We start from the raw sequence: 13036 nt of genomic DNA, 5'->3' as shown, positions 1-13036 counted from the left end.
AGACGAACTAATATCTCGAGATCTGACTCCTCCGTGCCTATACTCCCGTATCTCGCTGTTTCAGAGAGCAACGGGAACTAGCTATCAGCAATAGTTGTTTATCGAGCGAAACGGATCTCATCGGAGACGCTGCTGTCTGTTACCGTTACTAACCGGCCGAAGTCGAGAGTGATCCATTTCGACTGCGGCGGGTCGCATACGTCGATATACGATTCCACCGTCGTAACCGTTCTACAAGGCGCTCTTGCGGTCGTAGCGGTGGTGCTTGGAACTGTTCATACACCAAAACAAACGATTTCCTCGGACTGTCCCCGCAAAATCCATCACGGGGGACCGGTCACGTTCAGTGATTCTCCTCGCCTCGAACAGCTCTGGGACTGGAGTTCTCGAGCACGGACAGCCGGCAACGCGTGGGGGGTCGGCGTGCTGTGTGGGGAGAGTCGATCGCGAAACAGGTGGGGGGGCAGCACCTAGAAAAACCCTCGATCCGAATCAGTGTGGAATCACAGTCCGACTTCGACGAGGTTCAGTCGGGAGTTCCGGAAGACACCGTCCTCGCCCATCGACTCGCTGTCGCCGACGTCGAGGTCGACTTCCTCGGTGAACAGGAGCCCCCACGTCGGGGCATCCGTGTCCATGTCGTAGTTGATGACGAACACGTCCCAGTCATCCGGATCGTCGAATACGTCATCGGCCGACCCGGAAGCCTCGATCAGATTTACTTTCATTTCGCCCTCTATCTCCGAGACGACATCGAAATCGACATTCGGCCGGTAGTCGTCTTCGTACACGACGACCTGCTCGTCGTCCTGTGCGACAGCGGTCCCCGCCGTCGCGCTCGCGCCGAGGGCGAGTCCCGCCGTGGCGAGAGCCTCTGTTTTTGTGAACGAGTGTCTCGAGTCATCGAACCGCTCGTCGGTATCTCCAGTCATGTATCTCACCTGCATCCCTGGCTGTGGGACAGATGGTTCTCGAGCTAACTTTCTATAAGTGAGTCCGATCGTTTCATCGTCAAAGAAGAGCCATATTCGGAGAACGGGGAGTCGGAGGCGTGCTGTGTCGGCGTTTCGAGCTCTCACTCCCTGGTGAGCGATAGCCACCGACGGCCGGATATGACCGTCGGGATGCTCCACCGTCGTATTGCGCTATCAGTTCGAATATCGGGAGCTTCACCCGTCAAACGGCGTATTGTGTGGAGACAAGTAGAACATAACTCCGAGGATGATCCTGTGAGAGGCAGATGGGATACTCTTGTGCCGACCTGTGACCGGCTGCTGTCACTGTGTCCCGGCCTCCCCCGACGGGTCGCGGCTGGGCCGGCACCGACCGACAGGGGTCCGTCTGAGACCCATATCCGCAGTTCCACGGCGAATCGATCGACCGCGTCGCCTGGCGGAGACGACGAGCGAAACCGTCGACGGGCAGCCCCCACGCCCGTTCAGTTTCGCCGAACGAACTCCACGAACGCGAACCCGTCGCGCTCGTCCCGAGTCGTCTCACGAAACGATTCCCGGTTCCAATCCGGGAAGTACGTATCGCCCTCGAGGTCGTCGTGGACCTCCGTCACGATCACCCGATCGAGCGCGGGCAGGAACTGGTCGTAGACGGTCGCTCCGCCCGCGACGAAGATCCGATCCGCATCGTCGTGGCGCTCCCGCGCTGCCCGGTCGGCTCGGTCGACGGCCTCCTCGAGCCCGTGGGCGACCACAGCACCCTCGGCCGTCTCGAGGTCCCGACTCGTCAGCACGACCGTCGTCCGGCCGGGGAGCGGTTCGCCCAGCGTCTCGAGGATCCCCTCGTAGGTCACTCGTCCCATGATGACGGGGTGGTCCATCGTCGTCTCCTTGAAGTGCTGAAGGTCGGCGGGGATGTGCCAGGGCATGTCGCCGTCGCGTCCGATGACGCCGTTGTCCGCGACGGCCACGATACCGACGAGTTCGCGCTCGGTCTCGAACGCGGGCGTCGCGTCCCCCGGTACGGTCCGATCCTCGCTCATTCGGCCACCGAGAACTCGATGCCGTCGTGGGACTCGTAGCCCCGAAGCTCGACGTCCTCGTAGGCCAACTCGTCGATCGAGACGTCCGCGACCTCGAGGGTCGGTCGCTCGAGGGGCGCTCGCGACAGTTGCTCGAGCAGGCCGGGGACGTGATCGAGCCGGTCGTCACCTGCGGCCTCGGCCGGGGCTTCGGACTCGAGCCACGCTTTGATATCCAGATAGTCCTCCCGCTCGTCGGCGTCGGCCAGCCTCGACTGGAGCGCCTCGAGGTTGTCGGCGTACCACTCGCCGCGCTCGCCGCGGCCACAGTAGACGTGCGTGTCGACGACGGTGTGAGCGAAGGTGCCGGGCTCGAAGCCGGTCTGCTGGGCGATCACTTTCGTCAGAAGCGCGTAGGCCGCGATGTTGAACGGGATGCCGAGCGCGGTGTCGCCCGAGCGCTGCGTGAGATGGCAGTTCAGCCGATCGCCCTGGACGTTGAAGACAAAAGAGTAGTGACAGGGTGGGAGCGTCGAGACGGCCGCGTTGGCGGGATGCCAGGCGTTGACGACGAGCCGCCGCGAGTTGGGCGAGTCGGAGAGCGTGTCGATGACGTACCGCAGTTGATCGAACGTCTTCCGACCGTCGGCTTCCTCGGTGACCCACTGCTGGCTCTCGTCGGGCCAGGATTCGCCCTCGAGTTGCGCGTCCTCGTCCGGAACCGGGAACCGTCGCCAGAAGCGGCCGTAGGCGGTGTCGAGCCGCCCCTCCTCGTCGGCCCAGGCGTCCCAGATTTTGGTCTCCTCCCGGAGGTCACGGATGTGTTCCTCGCCGGAGAGATACCAGCAGACTTCATGCAGCATCGAGTTCCAGCGGTAGCCGTCCATCTCCTTGGTCGTGAGGAGCGGATACCCCTCCTGGAGGTCGACCTCGTAGTGCTCGCTGAACGACGAAATCGTGTCGACGCCGGTCCGGTTGGGCTTGTACGTGCCCTCGCGGAGCACTGCGTCGACGAGATCGAGATACTGTCGCATTGCCCGTACTGTAGCGACCGAACAACCATAATAACGCACGATCCGGAAGCCATCAGGCCGGGAACAGGATCGACGACTGTCTCGTCGTTCTCGAACGTTTCGACCCCCTCGAGGGGAGCGAAAGCAGCCAGTCGCGGAGTTCCAGACACGATCCAGGCTCGTTCCGAGGAGAGACACTCACCGTTCCGAGACGGAGAGGCGGAGATCGTGACGCTCGACGTCGATCCAGAGACTGTTCGTGTCTGAATTCAGGAGTGTCGTCGATTTCGTCATCCCGTTGGCCCGGACGGTGGCGTCGTACTCGTTCCCGGCCGCGAAGACATCTCGGAAGGCCACGAGGTCGTCCGGCGGGAGAGTGATGATATCGTAGACAGTAGCGCTGTCCGCAGAATCGCTGATAGTTACTCGGACGTCGACGCGCTCGTCACTATCGTTCGAGATCACGATATCGGATGTCGGTCTGTATCCCTTCTGGAAGCTGATCCCGTCCGACGAAATCGTGTACGCAAACTCGTCGTACGGTGACTCGGTCGGCCGCAGCGTCCGTTCCGTCGCCGTTTCGTCGGTCGACACCGACACGGTGTACGGTTCCGGCCCCGTCGTGAACAAGCCCCTGACCGGCGTCTCGCCTCCTGGTTCGACCGAGACGGTTTCTTCCTCCGTCGCCCCGTTGGCAGCAGTCACTGCGACCGACGCATCCACTGATTCGGTCAGTTCGTTTTGGATCGAAACGACGTAGTCGCCCGCTATTTCCGTGAAGTGTACGCGATCTGCCTCACGCCGCGTGTTGGCGGGCTGGAACCTGCCGACACAGCCGGACACTGTACCGAGTACGAACGGGCCGCCGCCAGCGAGGAGTTGACGTCGTCTCACAGGGAACGATAGCAGACGCCTGTACTTACATCGTGGTCAAAGAAAAACATCTACTGTACCGACTCGGTATGATACCCGGATAGGCTAGATCGATAGTATCGAATCTCGATTAATAGTAGCGAAACGCGATCGATACTGGCCGTGCTGACACACGCTATCTAGCGGTCGCTGTCACCCCCGTTGATCGGGAACGGCGGATGCCGCTCCTGCAAGTCGACCTCGTAGCGCTCGCTGAACGACGAAATCGTATCGACGCCGGTCCAGTTGAGGTCGTGCGTTCCCTCGCGGAGCACCGCGTCGACGAGTTCGCGGTCCCGTTGCAGTAGCGTCCCGCTCGAGTCGATCCGGGCGATCCGGTTTCCGTTCCGGTCGGTTCGGGTCGTTTCACTTTCACTTCGGTATCCAAACCGTCTTTATCGGTGCGGCCGTTCCGACGAGCGATGACTGCCCGAGACGGCGTCTGCCTGCTCGCCCTCCCGCCGTCCGCGATCACCGACCGCCCCGCCGCGACGCTCGCGGATCTCGAGGCGACCCTCGAACCGGACGCCGTCTGGGTGCTCGGTCCGGAGCGCGAGCCACAGGCCTTCGCCAGGGCTCGACGGTCGTTCGACGCGCCGGCGTTTCACCCGCCCCTCGAGACCGGCAGCGGGCCGGCCCCGCATCGAGAACGAATCCGTGCCGACGGCGGTTCCGACGCCATCGAGATCGCCGTCGCACAGGGGCTCGAATCGCTTCGGGCATCGTCGGAGGCGCGCTCGAGCGACCGGCCGATCGCCGACTCGCGCGTCGCCGCGATCGTCTGTGACGACGTCGCGACGGCCGTTCGACCGACGGCGCTCGAAACGACCCTCGAGGGGGCAGCGACGCTCGCGACGGCGCTGCCGACCGGCCAGGTGACGACCGTTCTGACGGGGAGCGAACCGGCCGGCTACGACGAACTGTGGCTCCTCGAATCACCGAGCGGCGAGGTCCGCGCGGTCGACCACGACGTCATCGGCCACAGCGACCTCGACGATACCGATCCCGTCGAGGGAGACTGCGTCGCCGTTCGCCTCCGGGGTGTCGGCCCCGTCGAGGGCTACGGGAACCGCCAGTCGATCGCGACGGTGACCGTCACCGCCGACGGGATCGACGGGGTCGACACCCACGCGGTGACCGACTTCGGCCTCGAGGCCGTCGCCGGAATCGGCCCGAAGACGGCCGGACGGCTCGCCGATCGCGGCGTGACGACGCGGGCCGACCTCCTCGAGACCCCCCTCGAAACGCTGGCCGATCTCCCCGGCATCGGTCGCGACCGCGCGCGGCGGATCCACCGGCACGCGACGGTCCTCGAGACCGGCGAGCCGAGACGAGTGACCGACGAGTCGCTCCCGGGTGAGAACTGGTCGCAGCCGCCGCTGTGTCTCGATATCGAAACCGACGGCCTCTCGCCGACGATCATCTGGCAGGTCGGGGTCTACGACCCCGCCACGGACACCTATCGCGCGTTCGTCGAGACGGACGATCCGACGGACCCGGCGTCGGTGCTCGAGGCGTTCTGCGACTGGCTGCTGGGCATGCACCCGAATCGGGCCCTGCTCACGTGGAACGGCTGGCGGTTCGACTATCGCCATCTCGGGGCCTTCATCGCCAAACACCTCCCCTACTACACCGACGAGTGGGAATCGATCCCGAAACTCGACCTCTACCTCTGGGCCGTGGGGAACGAAAACGCCCTGCTGCCCGGCCGGACGAACCAACTCGAGGCCGTCGCGGCTGCGCTGGGCTACGAGGACGCGGCCACGGGACTCGACGGCGCGGCGACAGCGGCGGCCTACCAGCGGTTCATGCGGACGGGAACCGAACTCGAGTGGGACCGCCACGAGGCCTACTGCGAGGACGACTGCCGGGCGCTCTGGCACGTCTACGAGCGACTGCTGGCGGAACCGACGGCGTCGGCGTCGTCGCCCGAGCGCGGCTCGGCCTCGCGTCGGCCCGATTCGAGCGGCTCGTCGTCGGTCGCTCCCTCGAGCACGAGCGGGTTGGGCTCCGAGCGGGCTGGACCCGAGGCGACGAGACGAACGGCGACCCGACGGGACGCGGGCGACGGCACCGACAGCGAGCAGACCGGACTGAGCGATTTCTAACACATGAGTAGCGAACACGCGGCCGTGCCGGTCACCGGCGACGAACTGGTCGACACCTTCCCCGGCTACCGAGCCGACGACGACATCACCGTCCTCGAGCGGCCCGGCCGCGAGGCGTCGACGGTACCCAACGAGCGCGTTCTCCGTCCCGAACTGGCCGCGTCGCTCGAGAACGCCCTCTACTCGCATCAGGCCGCGGCCCTCGAGGCGCTGGCCCGCGAGGAGAACGTCTGCGTCGCGACGAGCACGTCGTCGGGGAAGACCCGGATCTACGCCCTTCAGATCGCCAGAAACTATCTCGCGGCCCGCGCTCGAAACGAGGACGCTACGGCGTACGTTCTCTACCCGACGAAGGCCCTCTCACGGGATCAGGAGCGGGAGCTGAACGACCTCTTCGACGAGTTGGGACTCGAGATCACGGTCCGGGTCTACGACGGCGACACCGAGCGCGGGCGCAATCGCAAGCGGATCCGCGAGGAGGCCGACGTCATCATCTCGAACTTCGCGGGCGTGAACACGTACCTCCACGATCACGACCGCTGGGCGCGGTTCCTCTCGGCCTGCGACCTCGTCGTGATCGACGAGTCCCACACCTACACGGGCGTCCACGGAATGCACGTCGCGTGGATCGTTCGCCGGCTGAAGCGGGTCCTCAGCTACTACGACGCCGACCCGCAGTTCGTTCTCACGAGCGCGACGATCGGCAACCCCGCAGCGCACTCAGCGGCGCTGATCGACGAATCCGTGACGGTCGTCGACGAGGACGGCTCTCCCACGGGGCCGCGGGATCTGGTGCTCTGGAACCCGCCGCCACGGGCTCGCGAGGACGACGGCGAGCCGGCACAGGAGGGGACGGCCGACGCGGCCGAAGATGCCATCGTCGAGCGCGTCCCCGCCACCGTCGAGGCCCCGCGGATGCTCTCGCATCTCACCTACCACGACGCCCAGACGCTGCTCTTTACTCCCTCGAGGAAACTCGCCGAACTCTCGGTCAAGCGGGCGTCGAAACACCGCCACGACAACCGCCGCTACTACACGACCCCCGACCGAGGGAGCGCCATCGAACCCTACCACGCGGGTCACTCGCGGAAGAAACGCCACGGGACCGAACACCAGCTCAAGACCGGCGTGCTCGACGGCGTCGCCTCGACCAACGCCCTCGAGTTGGGGATCAACGTCGGCGAGATGGACGCGACAGTGCAACTGGGCTACCCGGGGCAGCGCCAGTCGTTCTGGCAGCAGATCGGCCGCGCGGGTCGCGGGACGAAGCGGGCCCTGTCGGTGCTGGTCGCCGAACACCGAACGCTCGACCAGTACGTCGTCTCGAATCCCGACTACCTGCTCGAGGCCGACGTCGAGGACGCCGTCGTCGACGTGAACAACGACGCGGTGTTCGCCCAGCACCTGCGCTGTGCGGCCGACGAACTCGCGATCGACGACGCCGACGGAGGGACCTTCGCCGACCGCGAGCGTCTCGAGCGGGCCGTCGAAATGTGGCGGCGCGCGGGCCAGTTACGGGGGTCCCTCGAGACCGGCGTCTCCTACGTGGGGCCGCCGCGACCCCAACGGACGATTTCGCTGTACGCGACGACGGGCCAGGAGTACGAGGTCGAACTCGCCGACGGCGTCGACGAGCGCCACGACCCGGGCATGGAGCCGCTCGCGAAAGAACGAGTGCTGCGGGACTTCCACGAGGGCGCGGTCCGGCTGCATCAGGGCCAGCAATACGAGGTGACGGGCGTCGACCACGACGCGCCCCGGCCCTCCGTGACCGTCCGGCCGACGGACGTCGACTACTACACGCGAACGCGCACCGACGTGACGGTGCTGGACGCCGTCTCGGAGGAGTCCCGCGACATCGGCGAGTTCACGCTGCGCTTCGGCCGCGGTCGAGTACTCGTGTATCACGGCAGCTACGACAAGGTCGCGGTTCACGGCGGCAAGCGCACGGAGCAGGGGATCCCAACCGAGAACCCGCCACTCGAGATGGAAACGCAACTGTGCTGGCTCGAGGTGCCCCAGCGCGTCGAGGCTGCGCTGATAGAGAAATACCGGAGCTTCGAGGTGCCCGAACTCGAGGACGGGCTGGCGGGGACGGCCCATCTGGGCTACGCGGGCGGGCTCCACGCCGCCGAGCACGCGACGATCGGCGTCGCGCCCCTCGAGTTGATGGTCGACAAGCGCGACCTCGGCGGCCTCGCGACCCTGACGATCGACTCGCATCTCGATCGGGAGGCAGACACGGATGCGGACGCGAGCTCCCAGTTCGGAACCGCGGGCAGTGGGGGCGACGGCGCGCCGCGAAACATCGCCGCCGCCGAGGCCACGGTACGGGAGATCGCGAACGGTCTCGATCGCACCCCCGCCAGCGGCTGGTTCATCTACGACGGCATCGAGGGCGGACTGGGCTTCGCGCGGGCGATCTACGAGAACTACGAGGCCGTCGCCGAGCGCGCTCGAGAACTGATCGCGGACTGCGACTGCGGGAACGTCGACGGCTGTCCGGCCTGCGTGATGGACGACCAGTGTGGGAACGACAACCAGCCGCTGCACCGCGACGCGGCCGTGGACGTGCTGGATCAGTTGCTGGGCGACGCGGACGAGGGGGCGCTCGAGCCCCACCTCCCCGACGAGGAGTACGGGGGCGATCGGCGACCGCCGCTGTTTTACGCCTGACGAATCCGTTCGACCGCGTTACGGCGAGGATGCGCCCCGCAGTTCCCATCCCCCGAACAGTCCCCGAACGAACGGATGACCCCGATCGGCAGCGACGCCGCGATACTCGCCCCGACGCCGTACCGCCAGCTACGATTCGTCTCGGCGGTCTCCGGGAGGGGTACGCGTACGGCCAGCCCAAATAGCGGGACAGCTGTGCTAATTCTTCTGACGGCTCGAGCGTCACCGCTCCGAGTCAGCAGTGGCGGAACGCACTCGCTGGGCGATCGAAATCTCGCCGTCCGTCGCGTACACCCAGAGGGAGATCAGCGCGACGCCGAGGAGTAATCTGACGATCCAGAACTCGACACCCGCGAGGAGCGACGGGTCGCCGGTCGGTTCGGCGACGACGAGCGATGGCAGCGTCAGTTCCGGATCGGCGGAAACGGGTTGCTGGTGAACGCTGAGGACGGCGACGCCGCCGAAGTGGACGCCGATCGGCAACGCCAGCTGGCCCGTGAGGACGTAGGCCGCCGCGAACAGGATGCCGCCGATGGCGCTCGTGACGACGGCCGCGAAACCGCCGCCGAGCAGGTGGAGTGCACCGAATACGGGGAGGCTGACGGCGACCGCACCGAGGACGGCCGTCGGCTCGGCCATCGATCTGGAACGGAGCCCGTCGGCCGCGTTCTCGATGAGGATGGCCCGGAAGACGATCTCCTCGAACGCGTTGTTAGCGAGGAAGAACACGAGTATCACCAACAGGACGATCCCGCCCACGAACGCGGAGTCGGTGCCGACGCCCGTCACCGCCGTAGTAAGGGTGGCGTCTCCTCGAGCGACCTGGTAGCCGACCGCCCCCACGCTGGCAGCGACGCCGATGAGGATACCCGCAGCGAAGTCCCCGAGCCACCGTCGGGAACCGTCGAAGCCGTACCTCGAGAGGGGACGCCGATCGAGCCGTGACGCGACGAGCAGCGCCGCTGCTCCCGAGAGGGTGATCACCACCGACAGCGCGACGAGTAGCACTGCGGTGCTGGCCACCGCCGACATCCCGTCTGCGATCGGCTCGAACACGCCGGTACCGACGCGTCTGAGCAGCAACTGACCGACGACGTAGAGCGTGACGGCGACGACGACCGGGACGAGTACCCGCCACGTCGCACGCAGTCGGCTTCCGCTCGAGTCGTACAGGAGTCTGTCGCCGACGGATCGGTCGGGGTTGCCGTCGACTGTTGATTCGGCCATGGATCCGACTACCGGGTCGGGTTCCAAATACCGTCCACCGCGGCTTCAGAAGTAGAGTCCGTGCCCACCGATCGAGTGCGTCGCTGTGTGCGTTCGTCAGTAGTCGTGACGACCGTCACCGGCTCGTGAGCGATCGGGTTCCATCGTGATCGCGCGGAGGATACAGAGGAACGCGAAGACGTTCGTCACCTGATACACGGTTATCGCCCTGAACTGGGAGACCTCGATGAACCTCGTGATGACCGTCATCGCGAGTTCGGGGACGATTATTGCGGCGAATCCGACCGCGAGAAACAGCATGGGACGGCTCTGGTTCCGTCGATAGCCCTGAAACGCGACGACGACGATGGCGAGGCCGAGGATGGTCAAGACGAGCATTAGGCTCCCCTGTACGATCGCTTCGAACGACGGGTCGGTGGTCGGAATCATAGTTACATCTCCTCTATGAGGCTGGTGAGCCGGTCGGCAGGCGTGTCCTTGCGTTCGATCTCCAGTCCGAACCCCTCCTCGGTGAGAGAGACCGTCAGGCGACGGACGTTCGTCCGGTACGCCTTGTAGTGGTTGCCGTCACGCTCGGGAACCGTCGATTCCACGACGAGGTCGTGTTCGCGAAGCGTCTCGAGTCGTCGGTAGATCGTCACCGTCGAGACGTCGCACCGTTCGGCGAGCGCGCTCGCCGACAGCGATTCCGTGCGGGCGTGAACGAGGATCGACCGGGCGACGGCGTCTTCCAGAACGCTCCCGATAGTTTCGACGTCGCAGTCCTCGCCCATACGTGGCACTCCGTTTCGGATGCCGTAAGGTAAAACCCGCAGCTTCAGGATCTGAAGCCGCGTGTGCGTCAGTTCGAGTCGACGACCGGATCGGGACAGGCCGCCGCTCGTCCCTCGACGTTGGCCGGCTCGCCTTCGAGGCGATACGTGAAGTCGTAGGCCATGCTGCCGCCGGAACCGGGAACGACGGCGATTCTGCCGGTTCGCTCGTCCCCGGCACAGTCGGCCGCGTCGACACCGTCGGGGAACGCGAACGGTGCGTAGGTCGTTTCGAACGGTTTCGTCTCGCCCGGCGGGACGACGAGATCGGTTCTCGAGGGTGAGAGCGGACGATTCTCCTCGATACCGATGATGCCCGGCCCCGGATCGAACGTCGACGGGTCGAACGAGTCGGCCTGCGGATCGACCGTCGGGTTCGGAACGTCGCCGTAGATCGCGACGAAGCGCGCGAGAAGCGGCGCATCACCCTGATTCTCGAGCGTGAACCTGGCGCGACCGTCCGGGAGCGGTTCGACGGCACTCGTCACGCCGTGGATCACCTCCCAGACGGAGAGGTGTGCCGTCCCGTCGGGCGTCTCGGCTCGGACGCGAAGCCCCGGATAACTGGAGAGGGCCGTCTCGAGGCGATTCGGGAAGAGCACGGGGAAGCGAACGGTTCCGACCGGTCCCTCGACGCGATCGAATTCCTCGTCGGTCGAGGAATCGACGAGGATCGCCTGCTCTACGTCGACATCGTCGCGGAACTGGACGAGGAGATCCGTCTCTTCGTACCAGTACTCCCCGAACACGTCGTCGGTCTCCAACCGCGTCCCGGTGAGCGGAAGCGACTCGGTACAGCCGGCCGAGAGGAGGGCACCACCGGTGGCGAGGGCCTGAAGCAACGGGCGGCGGTTCATGAACGGAATGTTACAACCAGGCGGTATATATTTTCTCTCGATTCGAGCGGGATGCGCTCGGTCGTATCGCCATGATCGTGCATACTTTCGGCTCGAGGAAAGAGCAACGCTTACAGGTTCGTGCGTTCCGCTATCGACCATGCGAGAGACCGTGCTCCTGATCGGCGGCGGTGGCCGCGAACACGCCATCGCCCGTGCGCTCGAGGACAGCGAAGCCGACCTGTACGCCTGTGCCGGCAACAAGAATCCCGGTATCGCCCGTCTCGCCGCCGGATTCGAGTCGCTCGAGACGACCGACCCCGAGGCAGTCGTCGACTACGCCGAGGACGTCGACGCGACGATCGCCGTCATCGGCCCCGAAGCCCCGCTCGAAGCCGGCGTCGCGGACGCACTCGAGGCCGCTGGCGTCTACGCGTTCGGCCCCAAAGCGGCAGACGCCCGCATCGAGACGGACAAGGCGTTCCAGCGCCGCTTCATGCGGGAAAACGACGTTCCTGGCTGTCCGGACTTCGAGACCTTCGATGACATGGCGGCGGCCTGTGACTTCATCGACGACTACGACGGCGACCTCGCGATCAAGCCCGCCGGGCTGACCGGCGGCAAGGGCGTCAAGGTCATCGGCGATCAAGTCACCGCCGAGGAGGGCAAGGCGTACATCCGCGAGTCCGACTACGACCGGATCGTCTTAGAGGAGCGACTGATCGGCGAGGAGTTCACGATTCAGGCGTTCGTCGCGAACGGCGAGTTCCGGACCGCGCCGGCAGTGCAGGACCACAAGCGCGCCTACGAGGGCGACGAGGGCCCGAACACGGGCGGCATGGGCAGCTACTCCGACGCGACCGACGAGTTGCCGTTCATGACCGAGGGCGATTACGACGAGGCCGTTTCGATCATCGAGGCGACCGTCGACGCCCTCGAAGACTACCGCGGCATCCTCTACGGCCAGTTCATGCTGACCGAGACCGGCCCGCGCGTCGTCGAATTCAACGCCCGCTTCGGTGATCCCGAGGCGATGAATACGCTGCCCGTCCTCGAGACCGACTTCCTCGACGTGCTCACCGCCGCCCGCGACGGCGAGGCGCTGCCGGAACTCGCGTTCGCCGAGCAGGCGACGGTCTGTAAGTACGCCGTTCCGGAGGGGTACCCGACCGATCCCGAGGCGGGTGCGAAGGTGCAGGTCGACGAGGACAGTGCGGGTGACGCCTTGCTGTACTACGCCAGCGTCGAAGAGCGGGACGACGGCATCTACACGACCACCTCGCGGTCGTTCGCGCTGGTCGGCGTCGCCGACTCGATCGCCGAGGCCGAGGAGATCGCGGAAGACGCGCTCGCAGTTGCCGGCGAGGAGGGACTTCGGATCCGTCACGACATCGGCAAGGCCGACCTCGTCCAGAAGCGAATCGATCACATGACCGAGATTCGCGGTGAGTAACGCCGAATAGACTGCAACCGCTCG

At 65.6% G+C, this 13036-nt stretch carries 11 protein-coding genes and 1 pseudogene; 3 read left to right on the top strand and 9 right to left on the bottom strand.

Features of this window, described 5'->3' with window-relative positions; genetic code table 11:
* Positions 1 to 503: 503 nt before the first annotated feature.
* The 5 genes and pseudogenes from CP557_RS04340 to CP557_RS22080 form a co-directional block, all read right to left on the bottom strand.
* Positions 504 to 932, bottom strand: a complete 429-nt coding sequence (locus tag CP557_RS04340; RefSeq protein ID WP_097381526.1) for a calcium-binding protein — start codon at positions 930 to 932, stop codon at positions 504 to 506.
* A 506-nt stretch (positions 933 to 1438) separates the two neighbouring features.
* Positions 1439 to 1996, bottom strand: coding sequence for a dihydrofolate reductase (locus CP557_RS04335; RefSeq protein WP_097378777.1), 558 nt, complete (start codon positions 1994 to 1996; stop codon positions 1439 to 1441).
* Complete coding sequence (gene thyA / locus CP557_RS04330) at positions 1993 to 3009, bottom strand: thymidylate synthase (RefSeq protein ID WP_097378776.1); 1017 nt, start codon at positions 3007 to 3009, stop codon at positions 1993 to 1995. The genes CP557_RS04335 and thyA overlap by 4 nt, the downstream gene beginning before the upstream one ends.
* Before the next feature lie 177 nt (positions 3010 to 3186).
* Positions 3187 to 3882, bottom strand: coding sequence for a hypothetical protein (locus CP557_RS04325; RefSeq protein WP_143825028.1), 696 nt, complete (start codon positions 3880 to 3882; stop codon positions 3187 to 3189).
* A gap of 194 nt (positions 3883 to 4076) precedes the next feature.
* A pseudogene (locus CP557_RS22080) lies at positions 4077 to 4205 on the bottom strand (thymidylate synthase); the annotation flags it as partial.
* A gap of 117 nt (positions 4206 to 4322) precedes the next feature.
* Here CP557_RS22080 and CP557_RS04320 point away from each other — a divergent pair.
* Both CP557_RS04320 and CP557_RS04315 read left to right on the top strand, forming a co-directional pair.
* Positions 4323 to 6008 carry a ribonuclease H-like domain-containing protein gene (locus CP557_RS04320; protein ID WP_097378774.1) on the top strand — a complete coding sequence of 562 codons (1686 nt, stop codon included), beginning with the start codon at positions 4323 to 4325 and terminating at the stop codon, positions 6006 to 6008.
* A 3-nt stretch (positions 6009 to 6011) separates the two neighbouring features.
* A complete protein-coding gene (locus CP557_RS04315; protein ID WP_097378773.1) occupies positions 6012 to 8684 on the top strand; it encodes a DEAD/DEAH box helicase in 2673 nt (890 codons plus the stop codon).
* Positions 8685 to 8906: 222 nt separating this feature from the next.
* Here CP557_RS04315 and CP557_RS04310 read toward each other — a convergent pair whose 3' ends face one another.
* The 4 genes from CP557_RS04310 to CP557_RS04295 all read right to left on the bottom strand — a co-directional run bounded on the left by CP557_RS04310 (position 8907) and on the right by CP557_RS04295 (position 11580).
* The gene (locus CP557_RS04310; RefSeq protein ID WP_097378772.1) at positions 8907 to 9911 is read right to left on the bottom strand and encodes a CPBP family intramembrane glutamic endopeptidase; all 1005 of its coding nucleotides are present in this window, start codon (positions 9909 to 9911) and stop codon (positions 8907 to 8909) included.
* Positions 9912 to 10007: 96 nt separating this feature from the next.
* Positions 10008 to 10340: a DUF7521 family protein gene (locus tag CP557_RS04305; RefSeq protein WP_097378771.1), complete on the bottom strand. Its 333-nt coding sequence runs from the start codon at positions 10338 to 10340 to the stop codon at positions 10008 to 10010.
* Between the two features lie 2 nt (positions 10341 to 10342).
* Entirely contained in the window at positions 10343 to 10684 is a 342-nt protein-coding gene (locus CP557_RS04300; protein WP_097378770.1) for a winged helix-turn-helix domain-containing protein, read from the bottom strand.
* Between the two features lie 68 nt (positions 10685 to 10752).
* Entirely contained in the window at positions 10753 to 11580 is an 828-nt protein-coding gene (locus tag CP557_RS04295; protein WP_169924335.1) for a hypothetical protein, read from the bottom strand.
* A gap of 139 nt (positions 11581 to 11719) precedes the next feature.
* Between CP557_RS04295 and purD the strand changes: the two genes are divergently transcribed.
* On the top strand, positions 11720 to 13012 hold the full coding sequence (purD, locus tag CP557_RS04290; protein WP_097378769.1) for a phosphoribosylamine--glycine ligase: 1293 nt from the start codon (positions 11720 to 11722) through the stop codon (positions 13010 to 13012).
* The last annotated feature ends 24 nt before the right edge of the window (positions 13013 to 13036 follow it).

The sequence above is a fragment of the Natrinema ejinorense genome, from assembly GCF_002494345.1.
GTDB lineage: Archaea > Halobacteriota > Halobacteria > Halobacteriales > Natrialbaceae > Natrinema > Natrinema longum.
Note: the sequence above shows the minus strand (reverse complement) of the source record. Positions and strands in the feature narration are given on the sequence as shown.

Coding starts and splice junctions, on each gene's coding strand:
- CP557_RS04335 (WP_097378777.1), bottom strand. CDS start 1,996: ATGAGCGAGGATCGGACCGTACCGGGGGACGCGACGCCCGCGTTCGAG.
- CP557_RS04295 (WP_169924335.1), bottom strand. CDS start 11,580: ATGAACCGCCGCCCGTTGCTTCAGGCCCTCGCCACCGGTGGTGCCCTC.
- CP557_RS04300 (WP_097378770.1), bottom strand. CDS start 10,684: ATGGGCGAGGACTGCGACGTCGAAACTATCGGGAGCGTTCTGGAAGAC.
- CP557_RS04310 (WP_097378772.1), bottom strand. CDS start 9,911: ATGGCCGAATCAACAGTCGACGGCAACCCCGACCGATCCGTCGGCGAC.
- CP557_RS04315 (WP_097378773.1), top strand. CDS start 6,012: ATGAGTAGCGAACACGCGGCCGTGCCGGTCACCGGCGACGAACTGGTC.
- thyA (WP_097378776.1), bottom strand. CDS start 3,009: ATGCGACAGTATCTCGATCTCGTCGACGCAGTGCTCCGCGAGGGCACG.
- CP557_RS04340 (WP_097381526.1), bottom strand. CDS start 932: ATGACTGGAGATACCGACGAGCGGTTCGATGACTCGAGACACTCGTTC.
- CP557_RS04320 (WP_097378774.1), top strand. CDS start 4,323: ATGACTGCCCGAGACGGCGTCTGCCTGCTCGCCCTCCCGCCGTCCGCG.
- CP557_RS04305 (WP_097378771.1), bottom strand. CDS start 10,340: ATGATTCCGACCACCGACCCGTCGTTCGAAGCGATCGTACAGGGGAGC.
- purD (WP_097378769.1), top strand. CDS start 11,720: ATGCGAGAGACCGTGCTCCTGATCGGCGGCGGTGGCCGCGAACACGCC.